This is a genomic window from Psychroflexus sp. S27, assembly GCF_002810405.1.
GTDB lineage: Bacteria > Bacteroidota > Bacteroidia > Flavobacteriales > Flavobacteriaceae > Psychroflexus > Psychroflexus halocasei_A.
On sequence record NZ_NEXQ01000024.1, the window covers coordinates 238,770 to 259,759 of the forward strand.

Here is a 20,990-nt window from a genome sequence, read left to right on the forward strand (position 1 = left end):
TTTCTTGCTTATTAAAAATTAATGTGCTTCAAGCCAGTTGTTGCCAGTCCCGATTTCGACATCAAGAGGAACATTGAGTTTGAAGGCGTTTTCCATTTTGTCTTTAATCAAAGTTTTGAGTTCATCAACTTCATCATTATGCGCATCAAAAATCAATTCATCATGCACTTGTAGGAGCATCTGAGATTTCATTTCTCTCTTATTCATTTCATCAAAAATAGAAATCATCGCCACTTTAATAATATCAGCGGCACTTCCTTGCACAGGCGCATTGACAGCATTTCGCTCGGCGCCACCTCTTACCATTGCATTCCTTGCATTGATGTCTTTAAGGTAGCGACGTCTGCCCATCACGGTTTTAACGTAACCATACTCTCTAGCAAAAGCAATTTGCTGATCGATGTAACTTCTCAGTTTTGGGTAGGTTTCGTAATAAGTGTCAATTAATTCTTTTGATTCTTTTCTGCTTAAATCAGTTTGATTGCTCAAGCCAAAAGCAGAAACACCGTAAATGATTCCGAAATTGACAGTTTTGGCATTGCTTCTCTGCTCACGAGTCACTTCATCAATAGGGACGTTAAAAACTTTTGCTGCGGTAGAAGCGTGAATGTCTTCCCCGTTATTAAAAGCCTCAATCATCGTTTCTTCTTCGCTTAATGAAGCGATAATTCGCAATTCAATTTGTGAGTAATCGGCAGCAAGTAAAGTGTGATTTTCATCACGTGGTACAAATGCTTTTCTGACTTCTCTTCCGCGTTCCGTTCGGATAGGAATGTTTTGCAGGTTTGGGTTGTTAGAACTTAAACGACCTGTTGCAGCAACGGTTTGCATAAATTCTGTATGTACGCGATTTGTTTTTTTGTTGATTTGTTTTGGCAAAGCATCAACATAAGTGCTTTTGAGTTTTGAAAGTTGTCTCCACTCTAAAACTTCACGAACAATCTGGTGTTCTTCTGCATGAAATGATAAAACATCTTCAGCAGTCGAGTATTGACCTGATTTTGTCTTTTTAGGTTTCTTTGCAATATTTAATTTGGCAAATAATATTTCACCCAATTGTTTTGGTGAACCTATATTGAAAGTTTCATCAGCTTCTTTATAAATACTTTCTTCAAGTTTTTTGATGTCTTTTTCTAATCTTTCAGAAAGTTGTTCAAGGGCATTTTTATCTAAATGAATGCCGTTGATTTCCATTGAAGCTAAAACACGAATCAACGGAATTTCAAGATCAAAATACAGTGGTTTGTTGTGCGCATCATCTAATTCTTTTTCAAAATAATTTTTTAATTGAAAAGTAATGTCAGCATCTTCAACTGCATATTCTGTTTGGTCTTCGATGTCAATATCTCGCATTGTCTTCTGATTTTTCCCTTTTTTACCAATCAAATCTGTAATCGGTTGTGGAGAATAATTCAGATAAGTTTCTGACAAAATATCCATATTATGACGCATATCTGGATTGATGATGTAATGCGCAAGCATGGTGTCGAACAATTGTCCTTTCACCTCAATATTATAATTTGCTAAAACCTTGATGTCGTATTTCAAGTTCTGACCTACTTTTTCAATGTCTTTGTTTTCAAAAAAGACTTTTAGTTTTTCTAGAATCGTTTCAGCTTCCTTCCTGTCTTCAGGAATGGAAACATAATAACCTTTATGTTTTTCCCAACTAAAAGCAATGCCAACAAGTTCAGCTTCAAGACTGTTGAGGCTAGTAGTTTCAGTATCAAAACAAACGGATTTTTGCTTGAGTAATTTGTTTAAAAATAATTCTAAAGCGAAATCATCAGCGATATATTGATAAAAATGACTTGTGTTTTCTAAAGATTTGTAACCTTGAAGTTCATCGACATCAATATTTTTTTTGTCTGTATCATTTCCGAAAAGAGAAAATTGTCCAGCACCAGCTATTTTATTTTCATCAGATTTTTCAGAAGTCTCACCATTTTTAGGTTGATTGTACATTCTGATAAATTGCTCCGTTAAACGACGGAATTCAAGTTCTTTAAAAATGTCAACGACCTTTTCAACATCAGGAGGCGAAACCTCATAAGATTCAGCATCAAACTTGACGTCACAATCAGTAATAATTGTCGCAAGTTTTTTTGACATCATCCCTTGTTCTTTATGCGCTTCAACTTTTTCTTTCATTTTACCTTTTAGCTTATCGGTATTTTCAAGAAGCGCTTCCATGCTACCAAATTCTTTAATGAATTTTTTAGCTGTTTTATCGCCAACGCCAGGAAGTCCAGGGATATTATCTGCAGCGTCACCCATCATGCCAAGGTAATCGATCACTTGCTCAGGTCTGTCAACGCCAAAGCGTTCTTTCACTTCTTCAATTCCCCATTTTTCGATGCCGTTGCCCATTCTGGCAGGTCTGTACATGAAAATGCTATCGGAAACAAGCTGCGCAAAATCTTTATCTGGCGTGACCATATTGACTTCATAATCTTCTTTCTCAGCTTGTTTTGCCAATGTCCCGATGATATCATCTGCTTCCATTCCTGAAATTTCAACGACTGGAATGTGCATTGATTTGATGATGTCTTTAATAATAGGCACAGAATCTCTGATGACTTGCGGCGTTTCATCACGATTGGCTTTATAGTCTTCAAAAATTTCTTTTCGTTCTGCGCTTCCATCTTTATCAAAGCAAACGGCTAAATGATCAGGATTTTCTCTTTTAATCACATCAAAAAGAGAATTCATAAAACCCATAATCGCTGACGTATCTTGACCTTTAGAGTTGATCCGTGGGTTTTTAATAAAAGCGTAATAACCTCTAAAAATTAAGGCGTAGGCATCGATGAGAAATAAGCGTTTCTTGGCAGACATAAAGCGTATTTTTAAAATGTTGTGTAAAGTTAAAAATATACAGCAAAGTAAATAGCTTTACGAGAAGTTCGCTTTGTGTTTTTAAGAGAAATCAACTCTAAATTTTCAAAAATCATTTAAAACCAATTATATAATTCTTATACAAAGTCTATCTTTGCACTTTTATAGGAATTTATGAAACTTCACGATTTAGAATTTAAGCCGTATTTATCAGAAAAAGAACTAGCGACTGCTGTTGAAACTTTGGCTAGAAAAGTTGAAAAAGATTACACCGACAAAACTCCCGTTTTTGTTGGCGTTTTAAACGGTGCTTTTATGTTTTTAGCTGACTTTATGAAAAACTACAAGCAAGATTGTGAAGTGAGTTTTACAAAATTAGCTTCCTATCAAGGCACGAGTTCAACTGGCGAGGTGCAAACTTTAATCGGGATGCAAAATCTTGAAGGTAAAGATGTTGTTATTGTTGAAGACATTATTGATACAGGCCATACTTTGGCTAAAATTATCGAAGCTCTTGACAATGCAAAAGTAAAATCTTATAAAATAATGAGCTTGTTTTACAAACCAGAAGCTTATCAATATAACATACCTATTGATTATATTGGCTTAGAAATCCCGAATAAATTTATTGTAGGTTACGGACTTGATTATGACGATTTGGGGCGTAACTTACCTGAAATATATCAACTAAAATCTTAAAGATGACTAATATCGTACTTTTTGGCCCTCCAGGTGCTGGGAAAGGAACACAGGCAGAACGTTTAAAAACAAATTTTAAACTCAACCATATTTCAACAGGTGATTTGTTTAGAAGCAATATCAAAAACCAAACTGAACTCGGAAACAAAGCCAAAGCATACATTGATAAAGGCGAATTAGTTCCTGATGAAGTGACAATTGGTATGCTCAAAGAAGCTGTAAAAGAAAATCAACACGGTAACGGATTTATTTTTGATGGCTTCCCAAGAACAGTCGCACAAGCTAAAGCTTTAGATGAGTTTTTATTAACTTTAAAAACTGAAGTTCACGGCATGATTGCGCTTGATGTGAATGATGAAGTGCTTGTTCAGCGATTATTAGAACGCGGTAAAACTTCAGGAAGAGCAGATGATGCCAATGAAGAAATTATCAGAAATCGTGTTTCTGTTTACTATAAAGAAACTTCGATTTTAAAAGATTACTACCAAGAAAAAAATAAATATTACAGTGTAGATGGCGTAGGCAGTATTGATGAAATCGCCAATCGTTTAGCAGAAATTGTAGAAAAATTATAAATCAATGACTGAAGGTAATTTTGTAGATTATATTAAAATCCATGTCAACTCAGGTAAGGGCGGAAAGGGTTCAACGCATTTAAGGCGTGAAAAAGCTGTTGCTAAAGGTGGCCCAGATGGCGGTGATGGTGGTCGTGGAGGACACGTCATCATCCGTGGTGACAAAAATTACTGGACGCTTTTTCATCTTAAATTTAAGCAACACGTTAGAGCAACACATGGCGGTGATGGTGGTAAACAAACCAGTACTGGTCATGATGGTGAAGATGCAATTATTGAAGTTCCCTTAGGAACCGTCGTTCGTGATAGCGAAACCAATGAAATTCTTAAAGAAATTACAGAAAATGGTGAAGAATTTATCGTTGCTGAAGGTGGAATGGGTGGAAAAGGAAACGCACACTTCAAGACTTCAACAAATCAGACACCGCGTTACTCACAGCCAGGTATTGATGGTCAAGAAAAATCAATTACGCTTGAGCTTAAAGTTTTAGCTGATGTTGGTTTGGTTGGCTTTCCAAATGCTGGTAAATCGACATTGCTTTCTGTGATTACAGCAGCAAAGCCAAAAATTGCTGATTACGAGTTTACAACTCTTAAACCTAATTTAGGGATTGTTAAGTATAGAGATTTTAAATCTTTTGTTGTTGCAGATATCCCAGGTATTATTGAAGGCGCTGCCGAAGGTAAAGGTTTAGGTTATCGTTTTTTACGACATATTGAGCGTAACTCGACATTGCTTTTCTTGGTGCCAGCAGATGCTGATGATATTAAAGAAGCTTATGAAATATTAGTTGATGAGCTCAGACGTTACAATCCTGAATTACTGGATAAATCTCGATTGATTGCGATATCAAAATCTGATATGCTCGACGAAGAGCTTAAAGCTGAACTTGACGAAGAGTTGAAAACAGCTTTTAATGAAACACCTTATCTCTATATTTCTTCAGTTGCTCAAACTGGTTTACAAGAATTAAAAGATAAATTGTGGGAGTCTGTTAGTCTTGATAAAACAAAAGCAGAAAATTAATTATTGAACATCTTATATAAAACAAAAAACTCTTATTTTGAATCTCAGAATAAGAGTTTTTTGTTTTTAGGAAACGCGCTTTAAGCGAATCTCAAAACAAGATCCTTTATTGATTTCACTGTGTTTCACACGTATTTTTCCGTGATGGTAATCCTCGATAATTCTTTTAGCTAAAGACAAACCTAAACCCCAGCCACGTTTTTTTGAGGTATATCCAGCTTCAAAAACTTGTTTGAATTTGTTGCTTTCAATGCCTTTACCTTCATCAGAAATATATATCGAAACCCACTGTTGTGTCACTTTAGATTCAATTGTAATTTTACCTTTTCCGCGCATAGCATCAACAGCATTTTTAATGAGGTTTTCAAGTGTCCAACTATACAAAACATCATTCAAGCTGACAATAGCTTCTTCACTTTGGTCAAGATTTACATCAAATGTAATGAGCTTGCTATGTCGCTTCATGATGTAATCAACTGTGAGTTGTGTTTCTTTGATGATATCAAGGTTTTCGTATTCAACTTCCGAACCAATTTTGGAAAAACGATCTGTGATTTTGTGCAGTCGATTAACGTCTTTTTCCATTTCTACTACATAAGAATCTTGAACATTTGGGTCAGATTTCAGAATTTCCATCCAACCGACTAATGAAGAAAGTGGTGTGCCAATTTGATGTGCTGTTTCTTTAGCCATGCCTGCCCAAAGTTTGTTTTTTTCACTGGTTTTTGAAGTTTTAAAAAACACATAAATCAAACTCAAAAAGAGGAAAAAAATAAGAAGAAGTATCGCAGGATAATATTTTATTTTTTCAAGAATATCAGAGTTGCCATAATAAATAAACTGCTTATTGCCTTCACCCATGTTAACCTCAATAGGCTTGTTGGTGTTTTTTAATGTATTGAGTTCGTTATATAATTCAATAGAATCTTCAGATATAAATTTTTTAATATTATGATGTCTCAAGATATTTCCGTCTGCATCTGTATTGATCATCGGGATGTTGATGTCATGACTCATCACAAAAAGTTCAAGATCAAGATCTTGATTATCATTAGCTGTATTCAGTGATTTTTGAGCTTCCGCCCAAACTTTCATTTTCTGACGCTCATCTTTTTTGATCCTGTCAAAAAAAAGAAAAACATTCCATGAGACAAGAATAACAATGGTTAAGGACGAGAAAATGATAAAGAGTCGTGCTAAATCTTTATTGCCGAATAAATTCATTTTATTTTTTTCAATTTTACGAAAATAGAACGGTGAAAAGTTAGTTATATTTGCTCAATCAAAGCGCTTAAACGCTAAAAATATATTTCTGTGTTATGCAAAATTACTTCTCTTCTGATTATAAAATAGGAATTTTAGGTGGCGGTCAACTTGGTAAAATGATGCTTTACGATGCTCGAAAATTTGATATCGTTACACATGTTTTAGAGTCAAACACTGAAGCGCCTTCGGCAATTGCGTGCAATAAATTTGTTTATGGCGATATTCAAGATTACGAGACTGTTGTCAATTTTGGTAAAGAAGTTGATTTAATCACTTTTGAAATTGAGGCTGTTAACCTTCAAGCGCTTCAAAAATTAGAAGAACTTGGCAAAACAGTTTATCCTTCCTCTGCAACTTTAGAGTTGATACAAAGCAAACAAAAACAAAAAAAATTTTACAGAGAAAATAATATTCCTACTTCTCCTTTCACCAATTTTGAATCATTGTCAGAATTAAAATCAGCATATCAAAATAATGAATTTAAATTACCACAAGTCTGGAAAGCAGCAACTGGTGGTTATGATGGGAAGGGTGTTCAGGTTTTAAAAACAGAATCAGATTTTGATAAATTAGTAGATGCGCCTTGTCTTATTGAAGAGATGATAGATTTTGAAATGGAGTTGGCTGTGATTGTTGCCAGGAATCCTTCGGGTGAAAAAAAATCTTATCCAGTTGTTGAAATGGAGTTTCATCCAGAAGCTAATCAAGTTGAATACGTTTTATCACCAGCCAGAATTACAGATGAAATTGCTCAGAAAGCCAGAGATTTAGCAGAAAGAGTTTCACAAAAGTTTGAACATGTTGGTTTATTAGCCATTGAATTTTTCCTTACTAAAGATGGCGATATTTTGGTTAACGAAGTTGCGCCTCGTCCTCATAATAGCGGCCATTTAACCATCGAAGGAAATTATACTAATCAATTTGAACAGCATTTGCGTTCTATTTTGGATTTACCTTTAGGTGATTCTTCAACTAAAAAACCAGCTGTCATGGTCAATTTGGTTGGTGATGAAAATCACCAAGGCCAGGTTCTTTATGAAAATATAGATCAAATTTTTGCATTAAAAGGTGTGACGCCACATATTTATGGTAAAAAAGAAACACGTCCTTTTCGTAAAATGGGTCATGTCACGATTATTAATGAATCGATAGAAGAAGCCAGAACAATGGCTGAAAAAGTAAAAAAACAAATTAAAGTTATCTCTGATGAAAAATTATAAAATAGCCGTTGTTATGGGCAGCACGAGCGATTTACCCGTGATGCAAGATGCGATAGATATTCTAAAAGAGTTTGATGTTGAGGTTGATGTTGATGTTGTTTCAGCACATCGCACACCAGAAAAAATGTTAGGGTTTGGGCAATCAGCACATCAAAATGGATTTAATGTGATTATTGCTGGCGCAGGTGGCGCAGCGCATTTACCAGGAATGTTAGCTTCTTTAACGCCGCTTCCTGTGATTGGTGTTCCAGTAAAATCGAGTAACTCGATTGATGGTTGGGATTCTGTTTTATCGATTTTACAAATGCCAAATGGCGTTCCAGTTGCAACAGTTGCACTTAATGCTGCAAAAAATGCAGGTTTATTAGCTGTTCAGATTCTTGGTGCAACCGATTCAGAAATAGCTCAGAAAATGCTTGCCTATAAAGAGGAAATGAAAGAAAAGGTCAACCGAATGTCTAAAGATTTAAAAAGCTAATTTGGATCAATTTTTGTAGTTATTTAAGTAATCTTCTAATATGACATTTATGAAAACCTTTTTTGCTTTTCTCATTTTTGCTTTTGCTTTGCAAAGTTGTTCGACAACTAACGTGATGCACGATTATGATAAAACAGTCAATTTCGAAAAATATAACACCTATCATTTGTTTGATATTGATGAGCCTGTTTTATCTAATCAAGATAAAGAAATCATCATTTCACAATTAAATGATACGCTTCAATCTTATGGTTTAAAAGAAAAGTTAATCCCTAAATTTGAAATTATCGTGATCCCAGAATTTTACCAAGTTTTAAAAAACTCACCAAGTGTAAATGTCGGTTTCGGAGGTGCTTCAGGTAACTTTGGTTATGGCGCAAGCGTTCCGATAAGTGGCCAAACTAAAGACAAGTTTTCATTGACAATTGAGTTTGTTGATGCTTTAACGAAATCACTTTTTTGGCAAGCTGTTGTAGAGGTTCCAACTTCTAAATTACTGAGTGATCGTAAGGAAAACCCTATAGTTTATGCACAAATGATTAGTGACGCACTTAAGAAATATCCAGGGTTTTATCCAGCTTTACTTGAAGAATAATAAATAAGTTTTAGACTTCATTAGACTTTGATTAAATTTGTCAAAATGACAAAAATGAAAAGCTTTTCTCCGAGTGATTTATCAACACCTGAATTGCATGGTATTATGTTGGGTTCAATAGGACCCAGACCTATTGCATTTGCAAGTACCGTTGATGAAAACGGACAACCTAATTTATCACCCTTTAGTTTTTTTAATGTATTTGGAGCTAACCCACCAATCATGGTTTTTTCTCCAGCGAGACGTGTTCGAAACAACACAACTAAACACACATTGGAAAATTGCAAAACCACAAAAGAAGTTGTCATTAACATTGTCAATTACGCCATAGTTCAGCAAATGTCTTTGTCAAGTACAGAATATGCTGAAGGTGTTAATGAGTTTGAGAAAAGTGGTTTAACTGCTGTAAAGTCTGATTTAATAAAACCTTTTAGAGTTGCTGAGTCACCTGTGCAATATGAGTGCAAAGTCAATGAAATTATTGAACTTGGAAAAGAAGGTGGATCAGGAAACCTTATTATTTGTGAAGTTGTGAAACTTCATGTTCAAGAAGACTTGTTAAATGCAGATTTAAAAATTGATCAATCAAAAATTGATTTAGTCTCACGAATGGGAGGCAATTGGTATTCACGCGCAAAAGAAGGACTTTTTGAAGTTGAAAAGCCAGTGAAAAAACTAGGAATAGGCGTTGATGAAATTCCGAATTACATCAAAGAAAGCAAAATATTAACAGGTAATGATTTTGGAAAATTGGGTAATGTTGAAAAGTTGCCTTCTCATGAAGAAATCAAGAAATTTATAGAAGAAAAAGATTTAAAGGTTTTTTTAGACGAATCTACAGATCACAAAGTGCATTTAGTTGCACAAGAATACTTAAATGAAAATCGCGTTTTAGACGCATGGAAAATATTATTAGCAAAATAAAAAAAAGTTATGGAGGTACAAGGAAAGATTAAAGTGAAAGGAGAGACTAAAGAGTTTGGGAACAACGGTTTTCGTAAAAGGGAAGTTGTCATTACTACTGAAGAACAATATCCACAACATTTAATGGTTGAGTTTGTTCAGGATAAAACAGAAATTTTAGATAAATATCAGGTTGGGCAGAATGTCAAAATTGGTATCAACCTTCGTGGTCGCGAATGGGTAAGCCCGCAAGGCGAAACGAAGTATTTCAATTCTATACAAGGATGGAGAATCGAGAGTTTAGATCAATCTCAGAATTCACCTCAAACACCACCAGTCTCATCTGATGATCAATTTGAGCCAGTCAGTGATTTGAATAATGATGAGGATGATGATCTGCCTTTCTAAAATGAAAAGCATTTAAAATAACCTAAAAAAAAGTCTCATTATTGAGGCTTTTTTTATTTTTGAAAATATGCATTTACTCGACAATACGCTTTCTTTTCCTCACCCTGAACAAACACATGAAACAGGGATCTTAGCTCTTGGTGGCGATTTGTCTCCAGAACGTTTGATTCTCGCTTATCAAAATGGAATTTTTCCTTGGTATTCTGATGATGAACCATTGTTGTGGTGGAGTCCAGACCCGCGAATGGTTTTATTTCATGATGAATTAAAAGTTTCTAAATCGATGCGAAAGTTATTTCGTGATCAGAAATTTAAAGTGACTTTTAATCAAGATTTTGAAAGTGTGATTCGTGCTTGTGCTGAAATACCTCGCCAAGGTCAAGATGGTACTTGGATTACTGAAGAGATGATAGAATCTTATCTCAAACTTCATCAACTCGGTTATGCACAATCAGTTGAAGTTTATGAAAATGAAAAGCTTGTTGGCGGTCTATATGGTATCTATCTTAAAGAAAAAGCCGTTTTTTGTGGAGAAAGCATGTTTACTAAAGTCAGTAATGCCTCAAAATATGGCTTTATTAGCTTAGTTAGGAAACTTCAGGAAGAAGGAGTTCAATTGGTAGATTGTCAGATTTACACAGCGCATCTAGCTTCATTGGGCGCTAAAGAAATTTCAAGAGAAGCATTCTTATCTTATTTAGGTTTATAATATTTGATTTTAATAAACTATCAATTAAAAAAAGCGATTTCAAATCAATGAAATCGCCTTTTTTATATTATATAAATGTTTCAACTATAACTTTTCAACACCCATATTATAAAGTGTAAAAGCGAAAACATCTGCGTATTCAGCAATCACTTTAGAAGTAGGTTTACCAGCACCGTGGCCAGCATCAGTTTCAATTCTGATTAAAACTGGGTTAGCACTAGGGTCTTGTTTGTCCTGCAATTCAGCAGCAAATTTAAAACTATGCGCAGGAACAACACGGTCATCATGATCACCAGTTGTCACCATTGTTGCAGGATATTCAACATCTTTTTTGACATTGTGAACTGGCGAATAGCCTTTAAGATAATTGAACATTTCTTTATCATCTTCAGAAGTTCCGTAATCATAAGCCCAGCCAGCGCCAGAAGTAAATGTATGGTAACGTAACATATCTAAAACGCCAACAGCTGGCAATGCAACTTGCACTAAATCTGGGCGCTGTGTCATTGTTGCACCAACTAATAAACCACCGTTTGAGCCACCTTTAATCGCTAATTTTTTAGAAGACGTATACTTACTATTAATTAAATATTCACCTGCAGCGATAAAGTCATCAAAAACATTTTGCTTTTGCAATTTAGTTCCTGCTTTATGCCATTTTTTTCCATATTCACCGCCACCTCTTAAGTTTGCAACAGCGTAAACGCCACCGTTATTTAACCAAACTGCATTTGCAGTACTGAAAGAAGGTGTCAATGAAATATTGAAGCCACCGTATCCGTAAAGAATTGTCGGGTTACTTCCATCTAACTCTAAGCCTTTTTTGTAAGTGATAATCATCGGAACTTTTGTTCCATCTTTTGATTCGTAAAAAACTTGCTCACTTTCAAATTGCTCTGGGTCAAATTTAATATCTGGTTTTTGGTAAAGTTCAGAGGTTCCTTCTGCGATATTAAATTTATAGATACTACTTGGTGTTGTATAGTTTGTGAAAGAATAATATAACTCTGTTTCTTCTTTTTTGGTTCCGAAACCTTTAGCGCTTCCGATACCTGGTAATTTGATATCACGAATTAAATTTCCTTCATAATCATATTGCTTAACTTTTGAAACAGCATCAACAATATAAGATGCGAAAAAGTTTTCTCCACCAGTTGAAACTGAAAGAACATTTTCTGTTTCCGGGATGAAATCTTCCCATTTTTCAGGTGTTGGGTTTTGAGCATTAACAGTAACCACACGCTGATTTGGCGCGTCTAAATTAGTCACGATATAAAGCTTATCGTCAACATTTTCGATAACACTGGCATCATTATCATAACCTGTCACAACATCAACTAACTTAGAATTTTCTTTTGATAAATCTTTGATATAAAGTCTGTTTCCAGAAGTTGACTTTGCCGCAGAAACCAATAAATATTTATTGTCTTCAGTAACGTAACCAGAAACATATCTGTGCTTTTGCTCATCAGTATCACCATAAATTAACTCATCGTTTTTCTGATCAGTTTTGAGTTTATGATAGTATAGTTTGTGTTGATCAGTTTTTGCTGAAAGTTCACTTCCTTCTGGCTTATCGTAGCTAGAGTAGAAAAAACCTTCGTTTCCTTTCCAAGAAATACCGCTAAATTTCACATCGACTAAAGTGTCTTCAATTTGTGTTTTGTCTTCAGCATTGATCAAAATTATTTTTCTCCAGTCACTTCCGCCTTCAGAAATTGAGTAAGCTAAAGTTTCTCCATTTTCAGAAAAGCTGACAGTTCCTAAAGAAGTCGTTCCTTTTTCGCTGAAATTGTTTGGGTTTAAGAAAACTTCAGCTTCTTCGGGTGATTCTTCATTACTATACCTATATATGACAGATTGGTTTTGTAAACCATCATTTTTGTAGAAATAAGTATAATCTCCTCTTTTAAAAGGTGCGCCAATTTTCTCATAGTTCCAAATATCAGAGAGTTGCTTTTCTAGGCTATCTCTGTAAGGGATTTGATCAAGATACGCGTTAGTGACTTTGTTTTGAGCTTTCACCCACTCCCCAGTTTCTTCACTGCGGTCATCTTCCAACCATCTGTAAGGATCTTTAACCTCTTCACTAAAGTAAGTGTCAGTTTGCTCAACTTTTTTGGTGTCGGGATACTCTAATTTTGCCATTTTGTTTTTGTCGCTATCAGCCTCATTTTGGCAAGCAGTAAGGCCTGCAACTAAGCTGACAATTAAGATTTTTTTCATGCTAAAAATTATTTTTTGTAAATATAAAGGATATTTATGACATAGGTTTTACGCTCTTATTGATGATAAAAACTTAAAACCTTCAATGATGAATTATTCTAAACAAGTTGATTTTCAATGAGATATTTCGCAATTTGTACGGCATTAGTTGCGGCACCTTTTCTTAGGTTATCAGCAACAATCCATAGGTTTAAACCATTTTTGATACTGAAATCTCTTCGAATTCGTCCGACAAAAACATCATCTTTTCCTTCAGCATAAATTGGCATCGGGTAGGTGTTCACATTTGTGTTGTCAAGAATTTTAATGCCTTCAAAATTATTTAAAGCTGATCTGATTTCCTTTAAGTCAAATTCATTTTCAAATTCAATGTTAACAGATTCCGAGTGACCGCCCATCACTGGAATACGAACGGCTGTGGCTACGACTTGAATGCTGTCATCACTCAATATTTTTTTAGTTTCGTTTGTGAGTTTCATCTCCTCTTTGGTGTAGTCATTATCTGTGAAAACATCACAATGTGGAATAGCGTTTTGATGAATAGGGTAAGGGTAAACCATTTTTCCTTTTTGACTATTCATCTCATTTTCCAGTTGCTGTACAGCTTGAACGCCAGTGCCAGTCACAGATTGGTAAGTTGAAACAATCACTCGCTTAATTTTAAACTTCTGATGAAGCGGGTAAAGCGCCATCACCAATTGCGAGGTTGAGCAATTTGGGTTCGCAATAATGTTATCACTTTTTGTGAGTTGATCGGCGTTGATTTCAGGAACAATCAATTTATAATTAGCGTGCATTCGCCAAGCAGATGAGTTGTCGATCACTTTTGCGCCGTTTGCAGCAAACTTTTGTGACCATTCTAAAGCAATTTTTCCACCTGCTGAAAAAAGAGCAATATTTGGTTTTTGATCTAAAGCCGTCTGAAGATTGACAATTTTGTAGGCTTCATTTTTGAATTTTATTTCCTTCCCAACAGACTTTTCAGAAGCAACAGGGATGAGTTGGTCTATTTCTATATTTTGTTCGGCTAATACTTGAAGTATTTTCTGACCTACAAGTCCTGTAGCGCCAACAACAGCTATTTTCATTTCTTAGTTTTTCTCAAAAATAAAGATAAATCTTTGAACAGAATCTTATTTATGAATTCATCAAAATCAAAAAAGCCATTTCAAAAATGATTTTGAAATGGCTTTTAAATTAGCTTCTCTTTATAAGAGAACTACAAAACACTAATTTATTTTGATTCTAGCATTGCTAGGAATTTATCCAAATTAGGTAAAATGATAATTCTTGTTCTTCTGTTTTTTGCACGTCCATCAGCAGATTCATTATCTGCAACAGGTTTAAAACTACTCCTTCCTGCAGCAATTAATTGACCTCCGTCAACGCCATATTTGTCTTGCATTAAACGAACAATCGATGTTGCACGACGCACACTCAAGTCCCAGTTATCTTGGATGTAAGATTCTTTCTTTAAAGTTTGCGCATCTGTGTGACCTTCAACTAAAACTTCCATCGCTGGCTCTGATTTGACAACTTCAGCAATTCTTCCTAAAAGCTTGTTTGCTTTTGAGTTTACCCAATAGCTACCACTTTTAAATAAAAGCTTATCAGATATTGTAATTTGAACAACAGTTTGGTCAACATCTATGTCGATATCTTCATCATTACCATCAGATAAAGATTCTTTTAAATTGTGAGAAACAGCCAAGTTTAATGAGTCACTTAAAGTTTTTGCTCCTGCTAGTTTTTCTGGATCAACATTTTTCAATGTTCTTCTCATCGCTTCTTTTGAATCGTTAGAAACAGGCGCTAAATCACCTGCCATTTCAAGCTTGCGATTGTTTTCTTTTTGTAAAGAGTTGATTTTTGCATAATAATTAGAGACACGTTTTTGGACTTTTTCGTATTTAGCTTCATACTCATCTTTTTCAACTCTAGTTTTCATGAGTTCAGATTTAGTGTTGTCTAGCTCTGATTCTAAGGCGGTGTATTTCTTTTTAGAAACACAAGAGCTTGCTAAAACTGTCATACTTAATGCGGTTAATAAAATTACTTTTTTCATGTTAGGTTAAATTTTTTGGTTGTTCAATATTAACATTCATGTCTGATTATTAGTACATTGAAGTTGCTATACTTTTGTTAAATGAATTTATTAAATCTTAAAATTTTTTTATTCTTTTGACATTATTATGTATAATTAAAGCTCGTGTTTTTTTATTGAATTTTATTTGAAAGCTGACATATATCATACTTTCAAGCTGTGATTTAGATTATTTTTATTCTCTAAATTTCACAAGCCATGACAGAGAAAAAACGTGGACGCTTTAACATATTGCCATCTAAGAAATGGCAGATTCCAGCTATTATTGTTTTTGGAGCACTCATAGGTCTTGGGATATATACTCTGAAACTGAGTAATGCAGTTTCATATTTAAGTGATGATCCTCAAGCCTGTGTGAACTGCCATGTGATGACGCCGCAATACATCACTTGGAACAAAAGTTCGCATAGAGAAGTTGCCAGTTGTAATGATTGTCATGTGCCACACGACAATGTTTTTAACCAATATTATTTTAAGGCTAAAGATGGTTTGTATCACGCATCAATATTCACAATGCGTGCTGAGCCTGAAGTGATTCAAGCGCAGCCTGCATCTATAGAAGTGATTCAAGATAATTGCATCAGATGTCACATTGACCAAGTCACACATCCGCGTTTAAGTGCTTTTGTGAAAAATCATAAAGAAAATAGAACGAGCAGAAATTGTTGGGAGTGCCACAATGAAGTTCCTCACGGGAAAGTGAAAAGTTTGAGTTCTGTCGGGCATCAAATTGAACCTTTAGAGTTTTATAAAGATACTGAAGAAACAATTATTCCTGAGTGGCTGAAGAAAAGCTTGAGCGAAAATGATTCGATTGAAAAAGAAGAAGATTAAAAAATTAATACAAATAGATTACATTATAAAATGACACCATCAATACTGGGAGAAACCCTTAAATACAATTAGAAAATGAGAAACTGGATCTTTTTTATCGTCACAATTATTGCAGTCTTTTTTGTTGGATTGCTAATATCCAACATTACAGACCGACAAGCAGAAGCCAAATTTGCCTACCAACCTAAAGTTGAAATTGGAGAAGGTATTGAGCCGAGAGACTCCGTGTGGGGTTTAAATTACCCACGTCAATACCAATCTTACATGAAAACTGCTGATACAACTTATAACAGTCCTTATTTATCTAGCGGACGTAGAGATGCATTGGGAGAAAGCCCTGAGATGGCTATCCTTTGGGCTGGTTATGGTTTTAGTAAAGATTACAACCAACCACGAGGTCACTATTATGCAATTGATGATATTAATCAATCATTGCGAACTGGTGCACCAATGGAAGAAGGCGAAGGGCCAATGCCAAGTACATGTTGGACATGTAAAAGTCCTGATGTGCCAAGACTGATGAATGAGATTGGTGTGACAGAATTTTACGATCAAAAATTTTCAGATATTGGTGATGAAATTATCAACCCAATTGGTTGTGCCGACTGTCATGATTCAAAAACAATGAATCTTTCTATTACGCGTCCAGCTTTAATAGAAGCTTATGATGCTATGGGGAAAGACATTACAAAAGCATCTCACCAAGAAATGCGTTCTTTAGTTTGTGCACAATGTCACGTTGAGTATTACTTTAAAAAAGATAATCCTGGAGATAAAAAAGGCTCTAATTATTTAACATTTCCATGGAAAGATGGTATGACGATGGAAGATATGGAAGCTTATTATGATCAAGAAGGTTTTTACGACTGGATTAACCCATTGAGTAAAACAAAAATGCTGAAAGCTCAACACCCAGATTACGAGTTATATAAAACGAGTGTACACGCAAAAAGAGGTGTTTCATGTGCTGATTGTCACATGCCATATAAATCTGAAGGCGGACAGAAATTTACCGATCACCACATCGGTTCACCATTAACTAATGTTGAAAACTCTTGCTTTGTTTGTCACCGTGAGAATGTTGATCAACTCATTTCAGATGTTTACGAGCGTCAAGCTAAAGTAAAAGAAGGTTCAAAATATTTGCAAATGGAAATCGCTAAAGCGCATATTGAAGCTAAAAAAGCTTGGGATTTAGGTGCAGTTCAGGAGCAAATGGATGTGATTCAGAAAGGTATCCGTCAGGCGCAATGGCGTTGGGATTTTTCAGTTGCTTCTCATGGTGCATCATTCCATAGCCCGCTTGAAGTTTCAAGAATTATTAGTTCTGGGATTGGGAAAATACAAGAAGCACGTATTGAATTAACACGTTTACTCAACAGTTTAGGGCATACAGAACCTGTTGAAATGCCAAATTTCAACAGTAAAAAAGAAATTCAAGCTTATATTGGTTTAGATATTCCTCAACTTAAAAAAGAGAAAAAGGAATTTATAGAACAAGTTGTTCCTCAATGGCTGGAAAAAGGAATGGAGCGCGAAAAGAAGATTAAAAATAAAGATCTCGTGACTAATTAAGGTGTAAAGCCATTTCACACAGTGACTCATTGAAAGGCTTATTGAAAACGTATTTTATAGATATACATTTTTGGTAAGCCTCTTTTTATACATATTTAAATATCATAAATGAAAGTTTTAAAGTTTTTAGTTTCTACAAAAATATCTCTCGTGTTACTTCTCGCTTTTTCAGTGGCAATGGCAGTTGCAACTTTTATGGAGAATGATCACGGAACTGCAGTTGCAAGGCAAGTTGTTTACGAGGCTTGGTGGTTTGAAGTTATTTTAGTTTGGTTAGCCGTCAATTTCTTATTTCACATTAAAGAATATAAATCTTTTGGACCTAAAAGATGGCCGATTGGTTTATTCCATGTTGCATTCATTATCATTATTATCGGTGCTGGTATCACACGTTACATCAGTGATGAAGGAATTGTACCTATCAGAGAAGGTGAAACAGCAACACACTACTTCACTTCAGCTAAATCTCTTCAAGTTTTAGGACCAGATAATTATTCTGCTAAAAAAGAAATAGGATTAATCCCTTATGAATTTGAGCCAAAAACACAAGATATAGAAACGACTGAAGGAACATTGCAATTCAAATTTGATGATTTTATAGAAAATGCAAGAGAAACATTTATACCAGGAAATGAAACTTTGCTCGATTTAGCAATTGCTGATGGCAATGGCAGAAAGGATGTGATTTTAAAACCAAACGAACAACTTGAAGCTGCTGGGCAAATTGTCAGTTTTATATCTGAAAATCAAAAAGCTATTCAAATCAAGAAAATTGATAGCATTTGGCATATCAAAAGCCCTGTCACCATGCATCTTATGGACATGAATACACAAGCCTTAGGAGCTTTGATTGAAAATGAGTGGCAGCCTGTTAAATTAAGAAATTTATATCAATGGGATAGCGGAACCATGATGATTAAGGGTATTCATGAAGATGCCCAAAGAGCTTATGTTTCTGAACCTAATCAAGAAATTGCTGATAATTTCCCCTCTGTGATCAAGATGTCTGTTTTTCATGAAAATGGAGATCTTTTAAAAACAGATTTTATCAGAATGACGACCCGTGAACCGCAATGGATAGATTTTGAAATTAATAATAAAGCCTATCACTTTACTTATGGCCCAGATATTATTCCGCTACCATTCGGGGTAAGGTTAGATGAGTTTGAACTTGATCGCTACCCAGGTAGTGAAAGTCCATCGAGCTATGCAAGTCGAGTGACAGTGGTCGATAAAGAATCAGGAAATTACCCTTACCGCATATTTATGAATAATGTTTTAGACCATAAAGGTTATCGATTTTACCAAGCATCTTATGATACTGATGAAAAAGGAACTTTGTTACAAGTCAATCGAGATAGAGCCGGAACAATTACAACCTACATTGGTTATGCTTTATTGATTTTAGGAATGTTTGGAACTTTCTTTACTAAAAAATCAAGATTTGGAATATTAAAACGTCAACTCAACAAAATTCAAAGAACTTCAGTTGTTGCCTTACTGTTGTTTTGTGGAAGTTTTGTGCAAGCACAAGAGCAAAATCAAGAGAAAGTTTTTCCTGATATTTCAGCAAATGTTCCGCCGGTTTCTGAGGCTGATGCATATGGAAGGTTGATTGTGCAAGACCTTGACGGTCGTATGAAGCCTTTGAGTACTTTATCTTATGAAATTATTAGAAAATTGACAGGAAGCACTAAAGTTTTGGTGCCTCAAAATAAAGAAGATATAAGCTTAACGCCAGAGCAGTTTCTTTTAGCATTGCAGTTAGCACCTGAAGAATTCAGTAGGATTCCACTTATTAAAGTTGAAGAAAAGCATTCAGCTCAAGTTTTTGAAAAATTAGATGTAGAACCAACAAATTTGTTGAGTTTTAAAGATTTCATCGCAGAAAATGGAGATTACCTCCTCAGCGATCTTGTTGAATCTGTTTCTCGACTCAAACCATCTGAACGTGCTGAGGCTGACAAAGAAATACTAAAAACAGATGAACGTTTTAATATTTTTTACGGTATAACCACAGGCGAATTTTTACGCTTATTTCCTAATAAGAATGATGAAAACGATAGATGGCACACAAGCCATGAAAGTCATTCAGGTTTTGATCAAGAAGATGCCGCTTTTGTAGAAAATATTGCAAGACTTTATTTGCAAAGATTGCAAGAAGGAATCATAACAGGTGATTTCGACAAAGCGCATGAGGCATTAACTTACATTGATCAATTTCAGCGTCAAGCTGGAGAAAGTGTTTATCCTGGCGAAAGCGAAATTGAAGCAGAACTTTTTTATACTAAGGCACAAATAGGAAATATGCTTTTTGGTATCTTCATTTTACTGGGAATCATTATGCTTATACTGGCAATTTTCAAGCTCTTTTATCAAAACAAAGCTTTAGATATTTCGTGGCAAATCGGCTCTATTTTGGGCTGGATAGGTTTAATTGTTTTTACATTTAACTTAGGTTTGCGTTGGTATATTGCTAAACATCCGCCATGGAGTGATGGTTTTGAAATGTTACTTTTTGTTTCATGGGGTGTTTTATTATCAGGTTTATTGTTTTCCAGGAAGTCATCTTTTACAATGGCCTTAGGTTTACTGTTTTCTGGTGTTTTACTTTTCGTCGCTTTTTTAGATTGGCTGAATCCTGAAATTACCAACTTAATGCCAGTGTTACATTCATATTGGCTGAAAATTCACGTGGCCGTTATTGTGGGAAGTTATGCGCCTTTGGCTTTAGCAGCGATTATTGCATTATTATCTTTGCTTCTTTTACTTTTTAAACCAGCAAAACCTTTACCGCGTTGGTGGGATAGTTTACGAGAACTCATCATCGTAAACGAATTATCAATTAGCATAGGTTTGTTTTTACTTGCTGCAGGAACATTTCTGGGTGGTGTTTGGGCAAATGAAAGTTGGGGACGTTACTGGGCTTGGGATCCAAAAGAAACTTGGGCTTTAATTTCAATTATCATTTATAGTATCGTGATACATTTAAGGTTGATACCCGCTTTTAAAAACGCCTTGATTTATAACTTGGCGAGTTTGTGGGCATTTGCAAGTATTATCATGACATCTTACGGCGTAAACTACTACCTCAGCGGATTGCATTCTTATGCTTCAGGAGATCCGGTGCCAATTCCAGGTTGGGTTTATTGGACAGTAGCTTTACTTGTTTTGATCAGCGTATTAGCCTCTTTCAGGTATTACAGATTATCAAAAGAAGAAAGAAAATTGTTATTTTAAGGTAGAAATAGTCACAATAAAAAAACCTCAACACGATTTTATAATGTTGAGGTTTTTTGTGATTTAAATAAAAAACCCTATAAATGTTTTATTTACAGGGTTTTAAAGTACCTTGGGCGGGAATTGAACCCGCACTTCCGAAGAAACTGGATTTTGAATCCAACGCGTCTACCAGTTCCGCCACCAAGGCTTTTCAATTGTGGGTGCAAATTTACTATAATTATTTTAATCTGTAGTAAATAATTTCTAAAAATACACAATCAATTTTTAGAAAATGTGTAAGTTTGCAACCC

The 20,990-nt window shown here is 35.0% G+C and carries 17 protein-coding genes and 1 tRNA gene; 12 read left to right on the forward strand and 6 right to left on the reverse strand.

What is annotated here, in order from left to right:
* Positions 1–18 precede the first annotated feature (18 nt).
* Positions 19–2,838 carry a DNA polymerase I gene (gene polA, locus CAP47_RS08885; protein ID WP_100776299.1) on the reverse strand — a complete coding sequence of 940 codons (2,820 nt, stop codon included), beginning with the start codon at positions 2,836–2,838 and terminating at the stop codon, positions 19–21.
* A gap of 174 nt (positions 2,839–3,012) precedes the next feature.
* Between polA and hpt the strand changes: the two genes are divergently transcribed.
* Genes hpt through obgE form a run of 3 tightly spaced genes read left to right on the forward strand, consistent with a single transcriptional unit; the run spans position 3,013 to position 5,139 of the window.
* On the forward strand, positions 3,013–3,537 hold the full coding sequence (hpt, locus tag CAP47_RS12575) for a hypoxanthine phosphoribosyltransferase (protein WP_100776300.1): 525 nt from the start codon (positions 3,013–3,015) through the stop codon (positions 3,535–3,537).
* Between the two features lie 2 nt (positions 3,538–3,539).
* Positions 3,540–4,112: an adenylate kinase gene (locus CAP47_RS12580; protein ID WP_100776301.1), complete on the forward strand. Its 573-nt coding sequence runs from the start codon at positions 3,540–3,542 to the stop codon at positions 4,110–4,112.
* Between the two features lie 4 nt (positions 4,113–4,116).
* Entirely contained in the window at positions 4,117–5,139 is a 1,023-nt protein-coding gene (gene obgE / locus CAP47_RS08900; protein ID WP_100776302.1) for a GTPase ObgE, read from the forward strand.
* Positions 5,140–5,205: 66 nt separating this feature from the next.
* Here the strand turns inward: obgE and CAP47_RS08905 are convergent, their stop codons facing one another.
* On the reverse strand, positions 5,206–6,363 hold the full coding sequence (locus CAP47_RS08905; protein WP_100776303.1) for a sensor histidine kinase: 1,158 nt from the start codon (positions 6,361–6,363) through the stop codon (positions 5,206–5,208).
* 95 nt (positions 6,364–6,458) lie between these two features.
* Between CAP47_RS08905 and CAP47_RS08910 the strand changes: the two genes are divergently transcribed.
* The 6 genes from CAP47_RS08910 to aat all read left to right on the forward strand — a co-directional run bounded on the left by CAP47_RS08910 (position 6,459) and on the right by aat (position 10,718).
* Entirely contained in the window at positions 6,459–7,625 is a 1,167-nt protein-coding gene (locus CAP47_RS08910) for a 5-(carboxyamino)imidazole ribonucleotide synthase (RefSeq protein WP_100776304.1), read from the forward strand.
* Positions 7,612–8,103, forward strand: coding sequence for a 5-(carboxyamino)imidazole ribonucleotide mutase (gene purE / locus CAP47_RS08915; RefSeq protein WP_100776305.1), 492 nt, complete (start codon positions 7,612–7,614; stop codon positions 8,101–8,103). Before CAP47_RS08910 ends, purE begins: the two co-directional genes overlap by 14 nt.
* A 49-nt stretch (positions 8,104–8,152) precedes the next feature.
* Entirely contained in the window at positions 8,153–8,698 is a 546-nt protein-coding gene (locus tag CAP47_RS08920) for a DUF4136 domain-containing protein (RefSeq protein WP_192869977.1), read from the forward strand.
* 54 nt (positions 8,699–8,752) lie between these two features.
* The gene (locus tag CAP47_RS08925; RefSeq protein ID WP_100776543.1) at positions 8,753–9,622 is read left to right on the forward strand and encodes a flavin reductase family protein; all 870 of its coding nucleotides are present in this window, start codon (positions 8,753–8,755) and stop codon (positions 9,620–9,622) included.
* 9 nt (positions 9,623–9,631) lie between these two features.
* Positions 9,632–10,009, forward strand: a complete 378-nt coding sequence (locus tag CAP47_RS08930) for a DUF3127 domain-containing protein (protein WP_093238238.1) — start codon at positions 9,632–9,634, stop codon at positions 10,007–10,009.
* Positions 10,010–10,076: 67 nt separating this feature from the next.
* Complete coding sequence (gene aat / locus CAP47_RS08935) at positions 10,077–10,718, forward strand: leucyl/phenylalanyl-tRNA--protein transferase (RefSeq protein ID WP_100776307.1); 642 nt, start codon at positions 10,077–10,079, stop codon at positions 10,716–10,718.
* A gap of 84 nt (positions 10,719–10,802) precedes the next feature.
* Here the strand turns inward: aat and CAP47_RS08940 are convergent, their stop codons facing one another.
* The 3 genes from CAP47_RS08940 to CAP47_RS08950 form a co-directional block, all read right to left on the reverse strand.
* Positions 10,803–12,944, reverse strand: a complete 2,142-nt coding sequence (locus CAP47_RS08940; RefSeq protein ID WP_100776308.1) for a prolyl oligopeptidase family serine peptidase — start codon at positions 12,942–12,944, stop codon at positions 10,803–10,805.
* 98 nt (positions 12,945–13,042) lie between these two features.
* Complete coding sequence (locus tag CAP47_RS08945) at positions 13,043–14,032, reverse strand: aspartate-semialdehyde dehydrogenase (RefSeq protein WP_100776309.1); 990 nt, start codon at positions 14,030–14,032, stop codon at positions 13,043–13,045.
* Between the two features lie 146 nt (positions 14,033–14,178).
* Positions 14,179–15,009: a flagellar motor protein MotB gene (locus CAP47_RS08950; protein WP_100776310.1), complete on the reverse strand. Its 831-nt coding sequence runs from the start codon at positions 15,007–15,009 to the stop codon at positions 14,179–14,181.
* A gap of 237 nt (positions 15,010–15,246) precedes the next feature.
* Here CAP47_RS08950 and nrfH point away from each other — a divergent pair, with 237 nt between their 5' ends.
* The 3 genes from nrfH (at position 15,247) to ccsA (ending at position 20,697) form a co-directional block, all read left to right on the forward strand.
* Positions 15,247–15,882, forward strand: coding sequence for a cytochrome c nitrite reductase small subunit (gene nrfH, locus CAP47_RS08955; protein ID WP_100776311.1), 636 nt, complete (start codon positions 15,247–15,249; stop codon positions 15,880–15,882).
* 75 nt (positions 15,883–15,957) lie between these two features.
* Entirely contained in the window at positions 15,958–17,457 is a 1,500-nt protein-coding gene (gene nrfA / locus CAP47_RS08960) for an ammonia-forming cytochrome c nitrite reductase (RefSeq protein WP_100776312.1), read from the forward strand.
* A 108-nt stretch (positions 17,458–17,565) separates the two neighbouring features.
* The gene (gene ccsA, locus CAP47_RS08965; RefSeq protein WP_100776313.1) at positions 17,566–20,697 is read left to right on the forward strand and encodes a cytochrome c biogenesis protein CcsA; all 3,132 of its coding nucleotides are present in this window, start codon (positions 17,566–17,568) and stop codon (positions 20,695–20,697) included.
* A gap of 108 nt (positions 20,698–20,805) precedes the next feature.
* On the opposite strand, the gene CAP47_RS08970 is transcribed toward ccsA, so the two are convergent.
* A tRNA-Leu gene (locus CAP47_RS08970) sits at positions 20,806–20,887 on the reverse strand.
* Between the last annotated feature and the right edge of the window lie 103 nt (positions 20,888–20,990).